Raw genomic sequence first — 20,517 nt, forward strand, 5'->3', positions numbered from 1 at the left:
GGATGGATGCTGGCCGCCTTGTTGGGCGGCCTGATTTTGTTGGGACTGGCCTGGTATGCCGGTACCCTGCTGGCACGTCTCAAGCGCCAGCACGACAGCCAGCAGCAGGCTATCGCGGCCCGCAATGAGCGGATCCTCGAGAGTGTCAGGGTGATTGCCCATGCGGTACGGGATGGTCAGTGCGACTACTCCGAGGGCGCCATCCGGTTGACCAATCTGCTGGATGCGTTGCAGATGAAGGGCGGTCGCGCCTTTGCCGGCGAATTTCCGGGTTTGTACGGTCTCTACGAGAAGGTGAAGGAGATGCCGACTCATGAGGCGAGACGGGCCCTCAAACGCAATGAAGTCATGAAGATGGATCTCGAACGCAGTGGCTATGAGGCCGAGCTGGAGGCGCAGATCCTCGAGGATGTGGCCAGACTGAAGGATTTTCAGTTAAGCCGGTGAGCCGATAACAAAAAGAGGAAGCAAGCGTGCAAGCAGAACAGATTGTGTGGGATCAGGCCCTGATCGAGAAATATAACTACAGCGGTCCGCGTTACACCTCCTATCCCACTGCGCTGGAGTTCAACGAGGGTTTCGGTTATCCGGACTTCGTCCAGGCCGCGAGTCAGTATCCGGCGCGCAACCTGTCGCTCTACGTGCATATCCCCTTCTGTCACAAGCTCTGCTACTACTGCGGCTGCAACAAGGTGATCACCCGTCACCGTCACAAGGCCGATCAGTACCTCGATTTCCTCGAGCAGGAGATCAAAGCGCAGGCTCCGCTGTTCAAGCAGCGGCTGGTGACCCAGCTGCACTGGGGCGGCGGCACTCCCACCTATCTGGATGAACCCCAGACTCGCCGACTGATGGCCATGTTGCGGGAGCATTTCCACTTCGCCGAAGAGGGCGAAATCAGCATTGAGGTGGATCCGCGGGAGATCGAGCTCTCCATGCTGGACGTGCTGCGGGAAATCGGCTTCAACCGCATCAGCCTCGGCGTTCAGGATTTCAACAAGGAAGTCCAGGTCGCGGTCAACCGCGAGCAGGACAACGACTTCATCCGTGCCATGCTGGAGCGGGCCCGCGAACTGGGCTTTCGTTCCACCAACCTGGATCTCATCTACGGCCTGCCGCACCAGAACCGGGAGAGCTTCCATCACACCCTGGAAGAGGTGCTCAAGACCGACCCGGCCCGCCTCTCCATCTTCAACTATGCCCACCTGCCCAGCCGTTTTGCCGCTCAGCACAAGCTGAAAGAGGCGGACATGCCGGCGCCGCAGGAAAAACTGGCCATGCTGCAGGACACCATCGCCTTCCTGACCGGCCGTGGTTATCAGTTCATCGGCATGGATCACTTCGCCAAGCCGGACGACGAGCTGGCAGTGGCCCAGCGTGAGGGCAAGCTGCACCGCAACTTCCAGGGCTATACCACCCAGGGGGATTGCGATCTGCTGGGGCTGGGGGTCTCTTCCATCAGCATGATTGGCGATGCCTATTCCCAGAACCAGAAAGAGCTCAAGGCCTACTATGGCCAGGTGGAAACGCTGGGGCATGCCCAGTGGAAGGGGTGCTCTCTCAATCAGGACGACCTGATCCGCCGGGAGGTGATCAAGCGCCTCATCTGCGATTTTCGCCTGAACTTTGCCGCCGTCGAGCAGGCCCATGGCCTGGTGTTCAAGGAGTACTTTGCGGAGGATCTCAAGCTGCTGCAGACCTTCATCGATGACGGCCTGGTGCGGATGACCGAAGAGGGGCTGGAGGTGGTCTCCACCGGTCAACTGCTGATCCGCAACATCTGCATGTGCTTCGATGTTTACCTGCGGAGCAAGGCGCGCCAGCAGCAGTTCTCCCGGGTGATCTAAGCCGGCCGATGTCGTTGGGAAATAAAAAAACCGCCTCTCGGCGGTTTTTTTATTGGGTTTGGCTGCACTCAGCGTTGGGCTGCGAGGGCGCTCAGCTCGGCCTTCTCGGCCTCGCTCAGGAAGGCCAGGGTTAGGCCGTTTTGCTGGGCGGTGCGGATCTCGCTGGCGGTCATGCCGGCAGCCGGGGCCGCCACCTCGTATTCGTGGGGCAGGTCGATGCCTTCCACCGCCGGGTCGTCGGTGTTGAGGCAAGCCAGCACGCCGGCGGCCAGGAACTGGCGGATCGGGTGCTCGGTCAGGCTCGCTACCGTGGTGGTCTGAATGTTGGAGGTGAGGCAGGACTCGATGCCGATGCGGTGCTCGGCCAGATAGGCCATCAGGGCCGGATCCTGAATGGCTTTGACGCCGTGGCCGATACGTTCGGCACCCAGCTCGCGAATGGCCTGCCACATGCTTTCGGGGCCGGCGGCTTCACCGGCGTGCACGGTGACGCGCATGCCCGCATCACGCACCCGGCGGAAGTGGTCGGTGAACAGCTCGCCCGGGAAGCCCAGCTCGTCGCCGGCCAGATCGATGGCGACCAGCCGATCACGATGGGCCAAACAGGCATCCAGTTCTTGCTTGCACTGCTCGGTGCCGAAGGTGCGGCTCATGATGCCGATCAGGTTGGTCTTGATGCCGAAGTCGCGGCTGCCAGCCGCCACGCCGTCGATGATGGCTTCGACCACGCCCTGCGGGTGCAGCTTGTGGGCCATCGCCATGTAGGCCGGGCTGAAACGCAGTTCGGCATAGTCGATGCCGGCGCGCAGCAGATCTTCCACGTTTTCGTAGGCGACCCGGCGGCAGGCGTCATAGTCGGCCAGCACGGCTACGCCCCAGTCCAGCTTCTTGAGGAAGGCGACCAGGCTCGGTTCATTCTCGACGATCTGCACATGGGGGCGCAGCGCCTCCAGCTCGAAGGCGGGCAGTTGAATGTTGTGCTGACGGCCCAGCTCGAGGATGGTCTGCGGGCGGATGTTGCCGTCCAGATGGCGGTGCAGGTCGGTCAGGGGAAGAGATCTGTCAATCATGATGGCGCCTTCTTCGAGTCGGGTGTGAAAGCCTGCCATTCTAGGCAGGGATCTCAAAAAAGATACCCCGTTTGAAATCAAACGGGGTCTTATTGGTCGGTGATTTGCCAAGGCGTGATGGGAATCGTTTTTCCCAAGGACTCAGGAGAGGTCGAGTTCCTTCAGCTTGCGGGTGAGGGTGTTGCGCCCCCAACCGAGCAGCCGTGCCGCCTCCTGTTTGTGACCATGGGTATGGTCCAGCGCGGTTTCCAGCATGATCCGCTCGAACTGGGGCAGGGCATCGGCCAGGATGTCGGTCTCCCCCAGCGCCAGCTTGGCGGCAACCCAGTCCTGCAACTGCTGCTGCCAGCCGCCGGACAGGGCCGGCTGACCCGGTTCGGCGGTGCTGGTGATGGGGGTGAGCAGCTCGGTGGGCAGATCGCTTACCAGCACCTCCTGGCCCGAGGCCATCACGGTAAGCCAGCGGCAGACGTTCTCCAGCTGGCGCACGTTGCCAGGCCAGGGCAGGCGGCTGATGTAAGCCTGGGTATCCGGATGCAGGCTCTTGGCCTCCACATTCAGCTCCTTGGCTGCCCGCAACAGGAAGTGCTGGGCCAGCTGGGGAATGTCCTCACGGCGCTCCTTGAGGGCGGGAATGTGGATCCGGATGACATTGAGGCGGTGGAACAGGTCTTCCCGAAACTCGCCGTCTGCCACCCGCTTCTCCAGATTCTGGTGGGTGGCGGCGATGATCCGCACATCCACCTGCACCGGCTGATGGCCGCCGACCCGGTAGAACTGGCCATCGGCCAGTACCCGCAGCAGCCGGGTCTGCACATCCAGCGGCATGTCGCCAATCTCGTCGAGAAACAGGGTGCCGCCGTCGGCCTGTTCGAAGCGGCCGTGGCGGATGTTGTTGGCGCCGGTGAAGGCTCCCTTCTCATGACCGAACAGTTCCGATTCGATGAGATCTTTCGGGATGGCGGCCATGTTGAGGGCGATGAAGTTCTTGTGGGCGCGCGGGCTGTGCTTGTGCAGGGCGTGGGCGACCAGCTCCTTGCCGGTGCCGCTCTGGCCGTTGATCAGCACCGAGATGCTGGAGCGCGATAGCCGGCCGATGGCGCGGAACACCTCCTGCATCGCCGGTGCCTCGCCGATGATCTCCGGGCTGCTGGCCGGATCCTGCTGGCGTGCCTTGCGCTTGGTGCGCTGCTCCTTGAGGTGATTCTCGGCGCGGCGCACCAGAGTGACCGCCTCGTCGATGTCGAACGGCTTGGGCAGGTATTCGAAGGCGCCGCGCTGGTAGGCATTGACCGCGCTGTCGAGATCCGAGTGGGCGGTCATGATGATGATGGGCAGATCGGCCTGGCGGCGATGGATCTGCTCAAGCAGGCTGAGGCCGTCGATGCCGGGCATGCGGATATCGGAGAGGATCACGTCTGGCGAGCGCATCTCCAGCGAGCTCAGCAGCGCCTCGCCATCGGCGAAGCTCTCGCACTCGAAACCTTCACTGCCGAGGGTGCGCTCCAGCACCCAGCGGATAGAACTGTCGTCATCGACGATCCACACTTTTGCTGTCATGACGTTCCCTTATTTGCGAAGCGGTAGAAAGATAGTGAATTCGGTGTGGCCGGGCCAGCTGATGCAGTCGATCCGCCCCTTGTGCTGATCGATCAGGTTCTGGGCGATGGAGAGGCCGAGCCCGGTGCCGCCCTCCTTGCCGGTGATCATCGGATAGAAGAGGGTGTCGCGGATGGCATCCGGGATGCCGGGGCCGTTGTCGATGATCTTGATCTCGGCCGCCAGCCGGTAGCGTTGGCCGTGGATGGTGATCTGGAACGCGGTGCGGGTCTTGATGCGGATGAGGCCGGTCTGCTCGCCGATGGCCTCGGCGGCGTTGCGCACCATATTGAGGAAGGCCTGCTGCAGCTGGTCCGGCTCCATCTCGAACTCCGGGATGCTGGGATCGTAATCCCGCTCGATGCGCACCGTCGGCGGCAGCTCCAGCTCTACCAGCCGGCGCACCTGCTCCAGCACCGAGTGGACGTTGTGCATCTGGTGGCGACCGGGCCGCTGGGGGCCAAGCAGTCGGTCGACCAGCACCCGCAGCCGGTCGGCCTGCTCGATGATGATGCCGGTGTATTCACGCAGGGCGGGGTCGGGCAGCTCCTTTTGCAACAGCTGGGCCGCGCCGCGCAGACCGCCGAGGGGATTCTTGATCTCGTGGGCCAGACCGCGTACCAGCTCCTTGGCCGCTTGTTGCTGGGCATGCTGCTGCAGCTCCTGGCTGATCTTCTTCTGCTGGTCGATCTTGCGCAGCTCCACCACCATCAGCCGCTGCTCATGATCGGCCAGCGGGCTGACGCTCATCTCCACCAGTCTGGGCTCCCCTTCCACCACCAGAGTGACTTCACTGTCGGTAAAACCCTGCCCCGAGCTGAGGCACTGCTTTAGCCGCTGCAAATCGAGGGAGATGTGTTCCAGCAGGTGGGGCAGTTCGATACCGATCAGCCGGCGCTGACTGAGGGAGAGCAGTTGCTCGGCGGCCGGGTTGACGAATTGTATGCAGAGCCGTTCATCCATCAGGATGACGGCGGTCAGCAAGTTATCGAGCAGTATCTTGGCTTGATCCGGGCGGGTTGGCACAGGTTTCTCCCTAAAACGGTGCTATACACCAGCAATGCACCAATGTGGTGCATTTAGTCTACCCGTATCGAGGCACAGGATCACCCCTTGTTGTTGAGGGGGGTCACTTTGGGTGCAGGATTGATGCTGGCCCGGTGCAGGTAGAAGGTGACTGGCTTGGATTTAGCAAGGATCGTACCGTCTTTGGCGAGCAGCTCGAGCTGGGCCTCATGGGCACCGCGATCGAGATTTTCGACCCGGATGGCGAGCGAGTTTTTAACGATGGGGGCCGCCTTGCCGTCCAGGGTCAGGCGCACATCGTACTGGGTCGGCGGTTGCGGGCTGATCTGACCCTGAAACACCACGTTGCCGGTGTTGTCGCGCAGGGTGCTGCCCTGTTCCGGGGAGAGCAGTTCGATCACCAGCTTGGCCGCTTCCTTCTCTTTCTTGGCATCGACACCAGTCAGGCTGTTGAAGTTGTCAACTTGCACCGAGCGGGGTGAACTACCGATGAAGGGGGCGACGCGCAGATCGACCTCCTTGGCTTTCTGGCCGGGGGGAGGGGCATCCGTGTAGTGAACGACCCCCTGGCTGTCGGTCCAGGAGTATACCTTGGCAGCCTGGGCGCCGGTGGCGGCCAGCAGCAACAGGCTCAGCATCCATACTGGGTTGGGGTTTTTCATCCATCTCTCCTTGACGGGATTTTGCTTAATCCTATCAGAGAAAAAACCCGCCTGTCGGCGGGTTTGGTCAAGTTCTGAGCTGGCTTCCGGATTAAACGGAGTAGTACAGTTCGAACTCCAGCGGGTGCGGGGTCATGCGCACGCGGTCAACGTCCTGCTGCTTCAGCTCCAGGTAGGAGTTGATGAAGTCGTCGCTGAATACGCCGCCGCGGGTCAGGAACTCGCGATCCGCATCCAGCGCAGCCAGGGCTTCGTCCAGAGAGCCGGCCACGGTCGGCACTTCGGCTGCTTCTTCCGGCGGCAGGTCATACAAGTTCTTGTCCATGGCATCGCCCGGGTGGATCTTGTTGATGATGCCGTCCAGACCGGCCATCAGCTGGGCTGCGAAGGCCAGGTACGGGTTGGCAGCCGGATCCGGGAAGCGTACTTCGATGCGGCGAGCTTTCGGGCTCGGCACGACCGGAATACGGATGGAGGCAGAGCGGTTGCGGGCAGAGTAGGCCAGCATGACCGGTGCTTCATAACCCGGTACCAGACGCTTGTAGGAGTTGGTGGTCGGGTTGGCGAAGGCGTTGATGGCCTTGGCGTGCTTGATGATGCCGCCGATGTAGTGCAGCGCCATCTCGGACAGACCGCCGTACAGGTCGCCGGCGAACAGGTTGACGCCGTTCTTGGCCAGGGACTGGTGGCAGTGCATGCCGGAGCCGTTGTCACCGAACATGGGTTTCGGCATGAAGGTGACGGTCTTGTTGTAGGCGTGGGCCACGTTGTGGATCACGTACTTCAGCACCTGCACTTCATCCGCTTTCAGGGTGAGGGTGTTGAAACGGGTCGCGATCTCGTTCTGACCGGCAGTCGCCACTTCGTGGTGGTGAGCTTCAACGACCTGGCCCATCTCTTCCAGCACCAGACACATGGCGGCACGGATGTCCTGAGAGGAGTCAACCGGTGCAACCGGGAAGTAGCCACCCTTGACGAAAGGACGGTGACCCTTGTTGCCGTGCTCGTAATCGGTACCGGAGTTCCAGGCGGCTTCTTCGGATTCGATCTTCACGAAGCTGTGGCCCATGGTGTTCGAGAAGGTGATGTTGTCGAACATGAAGAATTCCGGCTCCGGCCCGAACAGCACGGTGTCGGCGATGCCGCTGGACTTCAGGAAGTCTTCGGCACGCTTGGCGATGGAGCGCGGATCGCGGTCGTAGCCCTGCATGGTGGCCGGTTCCAGCACGTCACAGACGATGTTCAGGGTGGTCTCTTCGGTGAACGGATCCAGTTTGGCGGAGGCCGCATCCGGCATCAGCACCATGTCTGATTCGTTGATGCCCTTCCAGCCGCCGATGGAGGAACCATCGAACATCTTGCCGTCTTCGAAGAAATCTTCGTCAACCTGATGGGAAGGGATGGATACGTGCTGCTCTTTACCCTTGGTGTCGGTAAAGCGCAGGTCGACAAACTTGACTTCGTGTTCCTGGATCAGGGCCAAAACGTTCTGGGCTGACATGCTAAGTAACCTCCGGTGTTAAAACTCTTAGGGTGAATGCGTCATCACATTCACATAAGCCAGTATCGTGCCAAGTTTGTGACAGCTTGATTTCAGGGCATTTGAGGCTATCAGCCAGTCCTGAGACCCGCCATCTCAGCGCGTTACGCCTCAAAGTAGTGCATCCATGGATCGTTTTGGTGCACTAAAATGGTGCGCGTTATACGGTCAGCCCCCATCTAAGCAGGCTTTGATCGGAAGGTCTATGATCCTGATCCCCTGTTGTGCGCGAATGTACTGCAATTCTGCTAGGCAGATCACAAAGGCGAGAGTACAATTAGCGCCCAATTTTACCCGGTGATTGAGGCGAGAATGTTAGAGAATTTACGCAATATTGCGATTATTGCGCACGTTGACCACGGCAAAACGACTCTGGTTGATAAGCTGCTGCAGCAGTCCGGCACCCTGGACCGCTCCACGGAAGGCCAGGAACGGATCATGGACTCCAATGATCTGGAACGGGAACGTGGCATCACCATTCTCGCCAAGAACACTGCGATCCGCTGGAACGACTACCGCATCAACATCGTTGATACCCCGGGTCACGCCGACTTCGGTGGTGAGGTAGAGCGCGTACTGTCCATGGTTGACTCCGTGCTGCTGCTGGTTGACGCCGTTGACGGCCCGATGCCGCAAACCCGTTTCGTGACCCAGAAGGCATTCGCCCAGGGTCTGAAGCCGATCGTGGTCATCAACAAGATCGACCGTCCGGGTGCTCGTCCTGACTGGGTAATGGATCAGGTATTCGATCTGTTCGACAACCTGGGTGCCACCGACGAACAGCTGGACTTCAAAGTTGTTTACGCCTCTGCACTGAACGGTTGGGCCACCATGGATCAGGACGTTGAGTCCGATAACATGGAACCCCTGTTCCAGGCCATCGTCGACAACGTGGAAGCGCCCAAGGCTGATGCCGACGGTGGTTTCCAGATGCAGATCTCCCAGCTGGACTACAACTCCTATGTTGGCGTCATCGGTATCGGCCGCATCACCCGTGGCCGCGTCAAGACCAACCAGCAGGTCACCATCGTCGGTGCCGACGGCAAGTCCCGTACCGGCAAGGTCGGTCAGGTACTGGGTTATCTGGGTCTATCCCGTACCGAAGTGGCCGATGCGCAAGCTGGCGACATCATCGCCATCACCGGTCTGGGCGAGCTGAAGATCTCCGACACCATCTGTGACAACGGCGCCGTTGAAGCGCTGCCGCCGCTCTCCGTTGACGAGCCGACCGTGAACATGACCTTCCAGGTCAACACCTCACCGTTCGCCGGCAAAGAGGGCAAGTTCGTGACCTCCCGCAACATCCTGGAGCGTCTGAACCAGGAGCTGGTCCACAACGTGGCCCTGCGCGTGGAAGAGACCGATGATCCGGACAAGTTCCGTGTCTCCGGCCGTGGTGAACTGCACCTGTCCATCCTGATCGAAAACATGCGTCGCGAAGGTTACGAGCTGGCGGTATCCCGTCCGGAAGTTATCCTGCGCACCGTAGACGGCGTTCTGCAAGAACCGTTCGAAACCGTAACCGTGGACGTGGAAGAAGCGCACCAGGGTTCCGTGATGGAGCAACTCGGCCTGCGCAAGGGCGAGATGACCAACATGACCCCGGATGGCAAAGGCCGTGTTCGCCTTGACTTCATGATCCCGAGCCGTGGCCTGATCGGCTTCCAGACCGAGTTCATGACCCTGACCTCCGGTACCGGTCTGCTGTACCACACCTTCGACCACTACGGTCCGCACAAGGGTGGCAGCATCGGCGAGCGTCAGAATGGCGTGCTGATCTCCAACGCTACCGGCAAGGCGCTGACCTATGCCCTGTTCGGTCTGCAAGACCGCGGTCGTCTGTTCATCGGTCACGCGACCGAAGTGTACGAAGGCCAGGTGATCGGTATTCACTCCCGTTCCAACGACCTGACTGTAAACTGCCTGAAGGGCAAGCAGCTGACCAACATGCGTGCCTCCGGTACCGACGAAGCCCAGGTGCTGACTCCGCCGATCCGCATGTCGCTGGAACAGGCTCTGGAGTTCATCGACAACGACGAACTGGTTGAAGTCACTCCGAAGAGCATCCGTATCCGCAAGAAACTGCTGACCGAGATGGATCGCAAGCGCGCCGGTCGTGCTTGATATCTGTTCATCGACAGACAGAGAGAGGCCTTCGGGCCTCTTTTTTTATGCCTGCTCGCCGCGGGCAGGCGGTTGCAGGTGCCGGTGCGAGTCGCACCCGGCCGGCCCATGGGTGGTCAAATGACCATGCTATCTGACACAATGTCTGCACTATGAAGACGTTGGGAGCGACAATGCAGCAGAAATTCGGCGGCCGTCTTGGCCATGCCCTCTCTTTTTTACGCCACGATGGTGGCCACTTCGCCCAGTTCGTCTGGGGCCGTTTCCAGCAGGACAGGCTGACGGTCACCGCCGGCTATCTGGCCTATGTGACCCTGCTCTCCCTGGTGCCCATGATCGCCGTGGTATTCGGCATGATGTCGGCCTTTCCGGTGTTCCAGAGCCTGAAGCAGGCGATGGAGCAGTTCGTCTATCACAACTTCGTGCCCACCGCCGGCGAGATGCTCAAGGAGTACATCGACGGCTTCGTGGCCAACGCTACCAACACCACGGCAGTCGGCATCGGTGCCCTGATCGTGGTGGCGCTGATGCTGATCTCGGCCATCGACAAGAACCTCAACTACATCTGGCGCTCCACCCAGAGCCGGCCGCTGGCCCAGGCATTCGCCATGTACTGGATGATCCTGACCCTGGGTCCGGTGCTCATCGGGGCCAGCATCGCCATCTCCTCCTACATTTTCTCGCTGCGGCTGTTCGGGGCCGAGAGCCTGTTCGGCATCGGCTATCTGTTGCTGCGCGGCCTGCCGTTCCTGTTCTCGGTACTGACTTTCCTGCTGGTCTATACCGTGGTGCCCAACTGCAAGGTGCGGCTGATGCACGCCTTCATCGGCGCTCTGGTGGCGGCGACCCTGTTCGAGCTGGCCAAGCGCGGCTTTGCCATCTACATCACCAACTTCCCCTCCTATCAGGCCATCTATGGCGCCCTGGCGACCATCCCCATCCTGTTTGTCTGGGTCTACCTGAGCTGGCTGGTGGTCTTGCTTGGCGCGGAAACCACCGCCTGCCTCGGTGAATATGAGCGACCGGGCGCCGACGAGTTGGCCTGAGCCGGTCCCTTGCTGTTAGCATCGACGACCGCCCCGTCAGCAGATGGGGGCGGTCGTTTCGTTTTGAGAGGAGAGGGATGTGATTGCACTGATTCAGCGGGTCTCCGAGGCCAGCGTGACTGTCGAGGGGGAGGTGACCGGGGCCATCGGTCAGGGACTGCTGGTACTGCTCGGGGTGGAGCAGGGGGATGACGAGGCCAAGGCCGACAAACTGCTGCACAAGGTGAGCGGCTATCGGGTCTTCTCCGACGAGAATGGCAAGATGAACCTCAATGTCAGCCAGATCGTTGGCAGCCTGCTGGTGGTCTCCCAGTTTACCCTGGCGGCCGATACCAACAAGGGGATGAGACCCAGCTTCTCCGGCGGAGCCCACCCGAGCGAGGCCGAACGCCTCTATGACTACTTCGTGGCCAGGGCTGCTGCCAGCGGCATCCCGACCGCCACCGGCCGCTTCGCTGCCGACATGAAGGTGGCGCTGGTCAATGACGGGCCGGTCACCTTCTGGCTACAGGTCTGACGCCAGCTCGTAGCGAGGGGCCGTGTGCAGCAGGACGTTGCGCAGCCCCGGCACCGGGTAGGGGGTGGTGGGGCCGACCCACTGCTCCAGCAGCATCAGCACCCGGGTCAGCTCGAGGCGGGTGCGCGGCAGCAGGTTGATGATGAGCTCGCCGTTCAGGCGGGGGGCCAGTGCCTGATAGATGCGCTCCTGGAACAGCAGCGGCGGGTTGCCGTCCTGGCTGAACAAGTCGAGCAGGATGAGGTCGTACTGCGCCTCGCTCTGTTCCAGAAAGGCGAGGGCATCGGCCTGGTGCAGGGTTGGCGTGCGCTGCGGGTGGTGGTCAGGCTGAAAGAACAGCTGATAGAGGGTGATCACCTCTTCGTCGAGGTCGACGCACTCGTGACGGGCATCGGGCCAGCGCTGGTGCAGATGGCGGGTAAGATCGCCACCCCCCAGCCCCAGCTCGAGGATGCTGCTGGCCTGCTCAGGCAGCAGACAGGCGATCACCTGCTGGTGCGGCAGGCAGAGGGTGGCGGGTTCGGCCAGGGACATGGCCGACTGCACCACGCCGTCGATCTCCAGCCAGCGGTGATGGGCATTTTCCTGTACGGTGAGCCGGCGCTGGGGCTTGGCGCTGAGGTGCAATAAGTGGTCGGCTTGGTACGCTTGCAGATTGAAGTCCATGAATTTGCACGGCAAGATGGTTTTCGACCAGTGTAACTCAAGGATGGAACTATGTACCGGGTGGTCACCCCCCAGACGGCAGCCGAACCGGATGCCCATTATCAGTTGAGCTGGGAGGCATGGGTGCGCAAGCCCTTCCGTCTGTCCGTAGGCGCTAACTCAAGGATCGCTTTATGTACCGGGTAGTCACTCCTCAAACGGCCGCCGAGCTGGACGCTTACTACCAGTTGCGCTGGGAACTTCTGCGTAAACCCTTCAATCTGCCCGTCGGTTCCGAGCGGGATGAATACGATACCGTCGCCATTCACCGGCTGATGCTGGCCCCCGACGGCACGCCCATCGCGGTGGGGCGGCTGTTTGTTGGCGGTGACGAGGCCCAGATCCGCTTCATGGCGCTGCGCCCCGAATTTCGCGGTCAGGGGCTGGGTGCCCGCATGGTGGAAGATCTCGAACAGCTGGCCCGCAGCGAGAAGGTGAAGCGGCTGGTGATGAATGCTCGCCAGGAGGCGGTGGAGTTCTACCGCAAGTGCGGCTTCCTGGAGGTGGGGGAAGGCCCTGTCTCCTTCGGCCGCATTCCGCACCGCCAGATGATCAAGTCCCTGAGTCCGCTGCAGACCATCCAATACCGGTCGGAGTGGTGCCAGGATCTCACCACCCGCTGGTCACGCGGCATTCCCATCAGCGAGAAGATGGGGGTGCACATCACCCACTACGACGGCCAGACCTTCCACCTCAAGGCCAATCTGGCGGCCAATCTCAACGTGCATGACACCATGTTCGCCGGCAGCATCTACAGCCAGTGCGTGCTGGCGGGCTGGGGCCTGATCTGGCTGCAGCTCAAGGAGGCGGGACTGGTGGGGGATACAGTGCTGGCGGAGGGCAACATCAAGTACTACCGGCCGGTCAAGGAGGAGCCGGAGGCGCGGGTGGCGCGCGAAGGCATGCCCGCCGTGCTCGAGCCGCTCAAGGCTGGCGAATCTGCCAAGTTCAGCCTCAAGATCAAGCTGTTCAGCGGCGACAAGCTGGCGGCCGAGTTCCTCGGTCACTACGTGGTGCAGCCGGTGAAACGGCCGGGCCAGTAGCCCCACGCTGGTTCCCATCAAGCAACAAGGCCTCATCACGAGGCCTTGTTGCTTTCTGTCGGCTAGCCGTTGGCCGCCTGTGCGGCTGGGGCCTTCGGCGCCGGTCGCCAGAGCGGGCTGCTGTTGCCCTGTGGCGGGTAGCGCACGCCGGTTTCCCAGCCGCAGCCGTCCGGTTTTTGCTGGAAGCCCCAGCTGAGGGTTGGCTCGGCGAGCGGCCCGCGCCACTGGCCGAGCAGCTCGGCGCAGTGCTGGCCGTTGAGGACGCCCAGATCCAGCTGCCATTGCTCATTGACCAGATCGACGCTGCCCTGCACCCCCAGCAGGTGGGTGATGGTGGAAGCGCCGGCCTGTTCGATCTTCAGCTGGCCCTGCGCCACCTTGCCCTGCAGCTTGATGCGATAGAAGGGGGTGTCACCCTCCTGCATCGCCTGCCAGAGCTCGGCCGGGCTGAGGGTTGGTGCCGCCGCCTGCTTGAACCACTGATCCAGCAGCGGATCTATCTTCACCTTGTCCCAGAACGGCTCGGTGGCATCGAGCGCAATGTTCCCCTGCAGGGAGCTGCGCCAGGCGCCCGGAGTGCCGCCGTGCAGCGCCTGCAGATCGGCGCTCAGGTCCATCTTGCCGGCGAAGGAGACGGGGGAGTGGAGGATCTTGCCCCACTGCACCAGATCCAGTTTCTCACCCTTGAGCTGCAACCGGCTGGTCTGGCCCGGCTCGCGGCCCCACTGGCCGCTCAGGCTGAGGCTGCCCTCATCCGGCAGCGAGCTGGTGAGCTTGTTGAGCTGCCAGGAGCCGGCCGTCAGCTCGCCATCCAGCTCGCCGTTGCGGGCGCTGAGGCCGTCCCACACCAGTTCGAACCAGGCGCTCTCGAGGCGGGCCCGGCCCAGCAGCGGTCCCGGCTGGTTGCCGCGCAGGCTGAGATCGGTCAGATAGAACTGCCAGCCGGTCAGCGACAGGGGCAGGGTATCGTCGAAGGAGAGCACCTTGAGCTTGTCGAAGGCCAGCTTGCGGATGTCGATCTGCTGCGGGCGCCAGCGCTGCCAATCCTGCCACCACCCTTCCGGCAGACTGATGTCCATGCCGCTCAGCGCCATGTCTTTGAGGGTCAGCTTCTGCTGCAGGGGATCGAGAGAGAGTTCCAGATTGAACTCCCCCTCATAGGCCTTGCCCTGCAACTCGGCATCCAGCTGCTGGGGCGAGAAGGCGACCTTGCCCTGGATGGATTCCAGCTGGAACAGGCCACGGCCGAGATCGCCGAGGGTTCCCGAGAAGTAGCCGCTGGGCGTGCTGCCGGCCTGCCAGTTGAAGGCGGTCAGCTGGCCGTTGAGGTTATTGAGGGCCAGCTCCTGCTCGATGTCGTTGAAGCTGAGATCCCGGATCTGACCGAGATCCAGGCTGACCTGGCGCAGGGGGGATTCGGCTTTGGCAAGGGTGCCCCACTCGATGCGCATGCCCTGGGTCTTGAGGTTGTTCAGCCGCAGGCTGCGGGCAGGCCAGTCGAGCACCATGCCGGTTTCGAGCAGACCGTCGAACAGGTTGGTGGTCAGCTTGTCGGTGCTCAGCACCTGCCCCTCCAGCCGGCCGGCCAGGTTGAGACGGGAGAGGGCCCAGGCCGGGGTTGCCAGCTCATTGATGTTGAGGGTCAGGTTGGCCTGGGGCGGGCGCACCGGATTGAGCAGCTGCCAGTCGCTCAGGGTGGCGTTGAGGCCGCGCAGGGTCAGCCCGTCGCTCTCCAGGCTGAGCCGGTCGATGGTGCTGTCGGCGATGGTGAGGGAGTGCACCGGCAGGCTCGGCAGCTGGTTGGGCAGCGGCAACTTGATGGCCGGGCGGATGAGGTCGAGATGGGCGATGCGCACGTCCCGGCTCAGCCAGTCGATGCTCTCTATCTCGAGATAGATCTTGTCGAGGGTCACGGCGTTGCCGTAACTCACCTGCTCTGCCAGCAGGGTGTAGGGGTGGAGCGGGTTGAACACCAGCCGGCCTATGGTGACAGGCACGCCGGTCTGCTGGCTGAGCCAGCCGGCGATGGGCCCCTTGGCCCGCTCGGCGTCGAACAGGCCGAGCCCGACCCAGACAAAGAGCAACAGGAAGGCAAGGGTGTAGAGCAGGCCGCGCAGCCAGGAATTCATCAGTGCTTTCCTCCTGTTTCTGTTGCTTGGTCAGGCATTGGAGTAGTGATCCCGCAGGCCGAGCCAGCGCCGTATCAAGGGTTCGACATGGTTTGGGTGGCGGTCCATCAAGAAGCGCGCCATCTTCTGCACCTGCGGGATGAGCGATTGGTCGCGTACCAGATCGGCGATCTTGAGATCGGCCAGGCCGGTCTGGCGGGTGCCGAGCAACTCGCCCGGGCCGCGCAGCTCCAGATCCCGCTGGGCGATGAGGAAGCCGTCGTTGGTCTCCCGCAGCACCCCGAGCCGGCTCTGGGCCGTCTTGGACAAGGGGGCATGATAGAGCAGCACGCAGTGGGAGGCCACCGAGCCACGCCCGACCCGGCCGCGCAGCTGGTGCAGCTGCGCCAGCCCAAGTCGCTCCGGGTTTTCGATGATCATCAGGCTGGCGTTGGGCACGTCCACCCCCACCTCGATGACGGTGGTGGCGACCAGCAGCTGCAGTATGCCCGCCTTGAACTCCTCCATCACCCGTTGTTTCTCGACCGGCCGCATCCGGCCGTGCACCAGCCCGATGTGCAGGCCGGGCAGCAGATTCTGCAGCTCGGCGGCGGTGTCCTCGGCGGCCTGGCACTCCAGCACCTCCGACTCCTCGATCAGGGTGCAGACCCAGTAGGCCTGCTTGCCCTCCTCGCAGGCCAGTCTGACCCGTTCGATCACGTCCTGGCGGCGGCTATCGGGCAGTGCCACCGTGGTGATGGGGGTGCGGCCCGGTGGCAGCTCGTCGATGATGGAGGTATCGAGGTCGGCATAGGCGGTCATCGCCAGGGTGCGGGGGATGGGGGTGGCGGTCATGATAAGCTGATGGGGATGTACCCCTTCCCGCTCCCCTTTTTCCCGCAGGGCGAGCCGCTGATGCACGCCGAATCTGTGTTGTTCATCGATGATGACCAGGGCGAGGCGTTGGAACACCACCTGCTCCTGGAAGATGGCGTGGGTACCCACCACCATCTTGACGCTGCCGTCGGCGATGGCGGCCAGCGCTTCTTCTCGTGCCTTGCCCTTCTGCTTGCCCGCCAGCCAGCCGACTCCGATGCCGAGCGGTTCCAGCCACTTGGCGAAGTTGATGGCGTGCTGTTCGGCCAGCAGCTCGGTCGGCGCCATCAAGCCCACCTGACAACCGTTGCCGATGGCCTGCAGGGCGGCCAGCGCTGCGACCAGCGTCTTGCCGGAGCCCACGTCCCCCTGTACCAGTCGCATCATGGGGTGGCTCTGTTGCAGATCCCGGCCGATCTCCGCCACCACCCGGTTCTGGGCGCCGGTGGGGGTGAACGGCAGGGCGCCGAGCAGTTGTTCTACCAGCGCCGGTGCCGGTTTGAGGGCGCGAGCCAGCTGGGTTTGTGCCTGGGCCCGCACCTTCAAGACCGAGAGGTTGTGGGCCAGCAGCTCCTCCAGCACCAGCCGCTGCTGGGCCAGGTGCTGGCCGCTTTCGAGCAGGGCCAGCGCCACCGAGGGGGGCGGACGGTGCAGCAGCTTCAGGGCCGCAGCCAGATCGATCTGCTGGGGGTAGAGACCGGCGGGCAACAGCTCTTCGACCCCGTAGAGGTCGAGCTGGGCCAGCGCCTGATCGGTGAGGCTGCGCAGGGTGAGCTGGCGCAGCCCCTCGGTGGTCGGGTAGACGGGGGTGAGCGCCTCTTCGGTCTGGCCGGCCTGCTCCTCGCCGAGCAGCTTGTACTCGGGGTGGGCCATCTCCAGCCCGTATTTGCCGGGGCGCACCTCGCCGAAGCAGCGCATCAGCCGGCCCGGGCTCAGGCTGTTCTTCTGGGCGGCGGTGAAGTTGAAGAAGCGCAGGGTGAGGGTGCCGGTACCGTCGCTGATGCGGCACACCAGCATGCGGCGACGCCCCATCACCAGCTGAGTGTCCTGGATCTCCCCCTCGACGGCGCCGTGCAGGCCGGGCGGCAGATCGCCGATGGGCCACACCTGGGTGCGGTCCTCGTAGCGCAGGGGGAGGTGGAACAGCAGATCCTGCACCGTGGCCAGCCCCAGCCGCTCGAGCTTTTCCTGCATCTTGCTGCCGACGCCCTTGAGGCTGTCGAGGGAGATTTTATCCAATTTCATCAATTAGATGCCCGAAAACACTGTAAATATGTCCAGATGATAGGGTTTATTGCTGTCTCGACGCAAGCCGCGTCGTGCGGTTGGGGCTCGGCTGGTGGGGAGCGGAGCCCCCAATGACAAGGGCCTGCCGATGTGCGGCAGGCCCTTGTGAGGATCCCTGAGGGTGCGATGCGTCCCGGTCAGATGATGCGCTTGAGCAGGATGTGGGCCTTGACCCTGTGGATCCGGGCCAGCAGCTTGCGTACCTGATCCGGGTAGTCCTGGATCTGCTCGATCTGATCGAAGTGGCTGATGCGCTTGGTGTTGGCCAGGATGTTCTCGCGTTCGGCGTTGAACTGGGGTCGCAGCAGGTGACGGCGATCGTAGACCAGCAGGCCGTTCTCCAGATCCAGCGCCCAGGCGCGGGGATTGAGGTTGTTGCCGGTGAGCAAGGCCCACTCGTCATCCACGAAGATCCCCTTGAGGTGGTAGGAGTTGCGCTCGCAGCACCAGAGCATCAGGTTGAGACGGCCGGCATCGATGTGATGCTGGTTGCGCTCGGCGAACTTGCGCAGGTTGGTCTCGTACAGATAGGGCAGACCGCCGATGGTGGAGAATTTCTCCTCCGGCGGAATGAAGAAGTCGTTGGCAGTCTTGTCGCCCACCACTATGGTCACCTTGCAGCCGCGCTTGAGCAGGGCCTCGATATCCTTGTTCAACTCCTTGGGCGGGTTGAAGTAGGGGGTGCAGATGAAGATCTCCCGCTCGGTGGCCCGCACCAGGGTACGGATCATCTTGTTGAGCTGGTTGCCGCGCTTACCCAGGCCGCTCATCGGGGTGATGGCCACCTCCTGGCTGTTGACCGGCATGGTGTCGAAGCGGTACTGGCCGAGGCGCAGGTTGTGCTTGAAGCGGCGGATCGGCCCCTTCAGCTGCTTCGCGCTGGGGATGTCGGTGCGATCCAGCCGCTGCACCGCCTCGCTGCGCAGGAACAGGTCATCCACGTAGTTGACCATGCTGCGGGTCAGCTCCGGGCTGGTGATCTGGTGATAGCGGTCGAAACGGTAGCGATCCTGCTGGTGCAGGTAGATGTCGTTGAGACTGGCACCGGAGTAGAGCAGGGTGTCATCGAAGATGAAGCCCTTGAGGTGCAGTACCCCGAGCAGTTCACGCCCCTTCACCGGCACGCCGTAGATGGCGATCTGGTGCTCGTGGCGGGCAGCCATCTCCTGATACATCAGGTGGTTGCCGCCTTGCTTGCCCTTGCCGATCAGGCCGCGCTGGGCACGGTGGAAGTCGACGAACACCTTGACGTCGAGGGCCGGGTTGCGCTGCTTGGCGGCGTAGAGGGCGGAGAGGATCTCCCGTCCCGCCTCGTCATCCTGCAGATAGAGCGCCACCAGATAGATGCGCTGACGCGCGCTGGCGATGAGCGAAAGGATCCGGCTCTTGAAGTCCTTGGCGCTGTTGAGCACTTCAAACTGGTCTGCGGCGACGGCGATCTGGGGCAGGCGCGCCAGCAGCTGTCGATAATGTGCCGATGAATGCATAGAGAAACCTGAAATCACTGCGTTAAGCGTTCCACTCGGAGCGATGGATAGGCGATTCTAGCAATCTCGCCCTGTTAGCCAAAGAAAGAATCGTCATAAAGATGAAAAAGGCCTCACATTGGAGGCCTTTTTCTGCACGGTTGCGATCAGAGGAAGCTGTAGATGATCATCGCCATCACGCCGCCGGTGGTGCCTATGATGGTCTCCATCACGGTCCAGGTCTGCAGGGTCTGCTTCTCAGTGAGGCCGAGGTAGCGGTTGGCCAGCCAGAAGCCGGAGTCATTGACGTGGGAGAGCACGATGGCCCCGCCGCCGATGGCGATGGTGACCGCCGCCAGCTGGGCGCCGTTCAGGCCGAGCGGCTCCAGCATCGGCAGCACCAGGCCGCAGGCAGTCAGCATGGCGACGGTGGCGGAACCCTGAATGACCCGCACCGCGGCCGCCAGAATGAAGGCCAGCGCGACGATGGGCAGGCCGGAGTCCGCCAGCATGTTGCCAAGGGCGGCACCGACGCCGGAATCCACCAGGATCTGCTTGAACACGCCACCGGCACCGGTCACCAGGATGATGACACCGGCCGGCTGGATGGCGCTGTTGCAGACGTTCATCACCTCGTCACGGGACATGCCGCGACGGATCCCCAGCAGGTAGAAGGCGGCCAGGCAGGCGACCATGATGGCGGTGAAGGGGTGGCCGATGAACTCCAGCCAGCCGTGTAGGGGCGTGCCGGCCTCGACGAAGCGGCCAACGATGGTTTTGAGACCGATCAGCAGCAGCGGCAGGCCGATCAGGCCCATGGCCAGCCCGAAGGAGGGCAGGTTCTTGCCGTCGTCGTGGGCGCTGCTCTGGGCGTCGGCCGGCAGCGGCACGTCCACCACCTTGCTGATCAGCTCGCCAAACAGCGGGCCGGCCAGGATCAGGGCCGGAACGGCGGCGATCAGGCCGAACAGGATCATGTAGCCGAAGTCGGCGCCCAGCTGGGATGCCACCAGGATGGGGCCCGGCGCCGGGATCAGGAAGGCCTGGCAGGTGGCGATGCCCGCCAGCAGGGCGATGCCGATCTTCACCACGCTGCCGCCGCCACGGCGGACGATGGCGAAGGCGACGCCGATCAGCAGCACCACGGCCACGTCGAAGAACAGCGGCAGTGCGCAGACGAAGCCGGTCAGCGCCATGGCCCAGTTGGCGCGCTTGACGCCGAACTTGCCGAGCAGGGTGTGGGCCACCCGATCGAGGGCGCCGGTGACTTCCATCACCTTGCCGAACATGGCGCCCAGTGCCACCACCACGGCGACGAAACCGAGGGTGCCGCCCATCCCTTTCTGGATGGTGGCGGCGATGTCAGCCGGGTTCATGCCGGCGGCGAGCCCCGCCACCATGGAGACCAGGATGAGGGAGACGACCGCGTGCAGGCGGGCCTTCATCACCAGAAAGAGCAGCAGCACGATGGAGCCGGCGGCCGTCATGATCAGGGAGAGGTCAGACATTGTTGTGCATTCCTTGTTCCAAGTTCAGTGTCGACACCCTGCCGATCCGTCGGCAGACCATATCTTTATGATTTATTTAGATTTATGGCCAGG

General features: G+C 62.7%; 16 protein-coding genes. 6 read left to right on the plus strand and 10 right to left on the minus strand.

What is annotated here, in order from left to right; all coding sequences use genetic code 11:
- Positions 1-6: 6 nt before the first annotated feature.
- Positions 7-447: a DUF2489 domain-containing protein gene (locus tag OKC44_RS18165; RefSeq protein ID WP_270814495.1), complete on the plus strand. Its 441-nt coding sequence runs from the start codon at positions 7-9 to the stop codon at positions 445-447.
- A 26-nt stretch (positions 448-473) separates the two neighbouring features.
- Positions 474-1,847, plus strand: a complete 1,374-nt coding sequence (hemN, locus tag OKC44_RS18170; protein ID WP_044798902.1) for an oxygen-independent coproporphyrinogen III oxidase — start codon at positions 474-476, stop codon at positions 1,845-1,847.
- A 68-nt stretch (positions 1,848-1,915) separates the two neighbouring features.
- On the opposite strand, the gene add is transcribed toward hemN, so the two are convergent.
- From add to glnA, 5 genes are all read right to left on the minus strand, one after another.
- Positions 1,916-2,917: an adenosine deaminase gene (gene add / locus OKC44_RS18175; protein WP_024944669.1), complete on the minus strand. Its 1,002-nt coding sequence runs from the start codon at positions 2,915-2,917 to the stop codon at positions 1,916-1,918.
- Positions 2,918-3,058: 141 nt separating this feature from the next.
- A complete protein-coding gene (gene glnG, locus OKC44_RS18180; protein WP_010635441.1) occupies positions 3,059-4,477 on the minus strand; it encodes a nitrogen regulation protein NR(I) in 1,419 nt (472 codons plus the stop codon).
- 9 nt (positions 4,478-4,486) lie between these two features.
- On the minus strand, positions 4,487-5,542 hold the full coding sequence (gene glnL / locus OKC44_RS18185) for a nitrogen regulation protein NR(II) (RefSeq protein ID WP_011704282.1): 1,056 nt from the start codon (positions 5,540-5,542) through the stop codon (positions 4,487-4,489).
- A gap of 80 nt (positions 5,543-5,622) precedes the next feature.
- Positions 5,623-6,204: a DUF4124 domain-containing protein gene (locus tag OKC44_RS18190; protein ID WP_101150373.1), complete on the minus strand. Its 582-nt coding sequence runs from the start codon at positions 6,202-6,204 to the stop codon at positions 5,623-5,625.
- 91 nt (positions 6,205-6,295) lie between these two features.
- Positions 6,296-7,705, minus strand: a complete 1,410-nt coding sequence (gene glnA / locus OKC44_RS18195) for a glutamate--ammonia ligase (protein ID WP_011704284.1) — start codon at positions 7,703-7,705, stop codon at positions 6,296-6,298.
- 351 nt (positions 7,706-8,056) lie between these two features.
- Here glnA and typA point away from each other — a divergent pair, with 351 nt between their 5' ends.
- The 3 genes from typA (at position 8,057) to dtd (ending at position 11,431) form a co-directional block, all read left to right on the plus strand.
- Positions 8,057-9,868, plus strand: a complete 1,812-nt coding sequence (typA, locus tag OKC44_RS18200) for a translational GTPase TypA (protein ID WP_011704285.1) — start codon at positions 8,057-8,059, stop codon at positions 9,866-9,868.
- Between the two features lie 173 nt (positions 9,869-10,041).
- The gene (locus tag OKC44_RS18205; protein WP_011704286.1) at positions 10,042-10,914 is read left to right on the plus strand and encodes a virulence factor BrkB family protein; all 873 of its coding nucleotides are present in this window, start codon (positions 10,042-10,044) and stop codon (positions 10,912-10,914) included.
- Positions 10,915-10,993: 79 nt separating this feature from the next.
- The gene (gene dtd / locus OKC44_RS18210; RefSeq protein WP_270814470.1) at positions 10,994-11,431 is read left to right on the plus strand and encodes a D-aminoacyl-tRNA deacylase; all 438 of its coding nucleotides are present in this window, start codon (positions 10,994-10,996) and stop codon (positions 11,429-11,431) included.
- On the opposite strand, the gene OKC44_RS18215 is transcribed toward dtd, so the two are convergent.
- Positions 11,420-12,097, minus strand: a complete 678-nt coding sequence (locus tag OKC44_RS18215) for a spermidine synthase (protein ID WP_270814472.1) — start codon at positions 12,095-12,097, stop codon at positions 11,420-11,422. The genes dtd and OKC44_RS18215 overlap by 12 nt on opposite strands.
- 173 nt (positions 12,098-12,270) lie before the next feature.
- On the opposite strand from OKC44_RS18215, the gene OKC44_RS18220 reads away from it, so the two are divergent.
- Positions 12,271-13,179 carry a bifunctional GNAT family N-acetyltransferase/hotdog fold thioesterase gene (locus OKC44_RS18220; RefSeq protein ID WP_043126567.1) on the plus strand — a complete coding sequence of 303 codons (909 nt, stop codon included), beginning with the start codon at positions 12,271-12,273 and terminating at the stop codon, positions 13,177-13,179.
- A gap of 62 nt (positions 13,180-13,241) precedes the next feature.
- On the opposite strand, the gene OKC44_RS18225 is transcribed toward OKC44_RS18220, so the two are convergent.
- From OKC44_RS18225 to gntU, 4 genes are all read right to left on the minus strand, one after another.
- A complete protein-coding gene (locus OKC44_RS18225) occupies positions 13,242-15,308 on the minus strand; it encodes an AsmA-like C-terminal region-containing protein (protein WP_257703626.1) in 2,067 nt (688 codons plus the stop codon).
- 30 nt (positions 15,309-15,338) lie between these two features.
- Positions 15,339-17,408, minus strand: a complete 2,070-nt coding sequence (gene recG / locus OKC44_RS18230) for an ATP-dependent DNA helicase RecG (protein WP_171281937.1) — start codon at positions 17,406-17,408, stop codon at positions 15,339-15,341.
- Positions 17,409-17,587: 179 nt separating this feature from the next.
- Entirely contained in the window at positions 17,588-18,937 is a 1,350-nt protein-coding gene (pssA, locus tag OKC44_RS18235) for a CDP-diacylglycerol--serine O-phosphatidyltransferase (RefSeq protein ID WP_016349097.1), read from the minus strand.
- A gap of 146 nt (positions 18,938-19,083) precedes the next feature.
- The gene (gene gntU, locus OKC44_RS18240) at positions 19,084-20,424 is read right to left on the minus strand and encodes a gluconate transporter (protein WP_045528700.1); all 1,341 of its coding nucleotides are present in this window, start codon (positions 20,422-20,424) and stop codon (positions 19,084-19,086) included.
- Positions 20,425-20,517: the final 93 nt, after the last annotated feature.

The sequence above is a fragment of the Aeromonas sp. S41-2 genome (assembly GCF_027705845.1).
Classification (GTDB): domain Bacteria; phylum Pseudomonadota; class Gammaproteobacteria; order Enterobacterales; family Aeromonadaceae; genus Aeromonas; species Aeromonas hydrophila.

Excerpts from the sequence above, each read along its gene's own strand:
- recG (WP_171281937.1), bottom strand. The coding sequence starts at position 17,408 with ATGAAATTGGATAAAATCTCCCTCGACAGCCTCAAGGGCGTCGGCAGC.
- glnG (WP_010635441.1), bottom strand. The coding sequence starts at position 4,477 with ATGACAGCAAAAGTGTGGATCGTCGATGACGACAGTTCTATCCGCTGG.
- pssA (WP_016349097.1), bottom strand. The coding sequence starts at position 18,937 with ATGCATTCATCGGCACATTATCGACAGCTGCTGGCGCGCCTGCCCCAG.
- add (WP_024944669.1), bottom strand. The coding sequence starts at position 2,917 with ATGATTGACAGATCTCTTCCCCTGACCGACCTGCACCGCCATCTGGAC.
- OKC44_RS18215 (WP_270814472.1), bottom strand. The coding sequence starts at position 12,097 with ATGGACTTCAATCTGCAAGCGTACCAAGCCGACCACTTATTGCACCTC.
- OKC44_RS18165 (WP_270814495.1), top strand. The coding sequence starts at position 7 with ATGCTGGCCGCCTTGTTGGGCGGCCTGATTTTGTTGGGACTGGCCTGG.
- OKC44_RS18220 (WP_043126567.1), top strand. The coding sequence starts at position 12,271 with ATGTACCGGGTAGTCACTCCTCAAACGGCCGCCGAGCTGGACGCTTAC.
- typA (WP_011704285.1), top strand. The coding sequence starts at position 8,057 with ATGTTAGAGAATTTACGCAATATTGCGATTATTGCGCACGTTGACCAC.
- OKC44_RS18225 (WP_257703626.1), bottom strand. The coding sequence starts at position 15,308 with ATGAATTCCTGGCTGCGCGGCCTGCTCTACACCCTTGCCTTCCTGTTG.
- glnA (WP_011704284.1), bottom strand. The coding sequence starts at position 7,705 with ATGTCAGCCCAGAACGTTTTGGCCCTGATCCAGGAACACGAAGTCAAG.
- gntU (WP_045528700.1), bottom strand. The coding sequence starts at position 20,424 with ATGTCTGACCTCTCCCTGATCATGACGGCCGCCGGCTCCATCGTGCTG.
- OKC44_RS18205 (WP_011704286.1), top strand. The coding sequence starts at position 10,042 with ATGCAGCAGAAATTCGGCGGCCGTCTTGGCCATGCCCTCTCTTTTTTA.
- OKC44_RS18190 (WP_101150373.1), bottom strand. The coding sequence starts at position 6,204 with ATGAAAAACCCCAACCCAGTATGGATGCTGAGCCTGTTGCTGCTGGCC.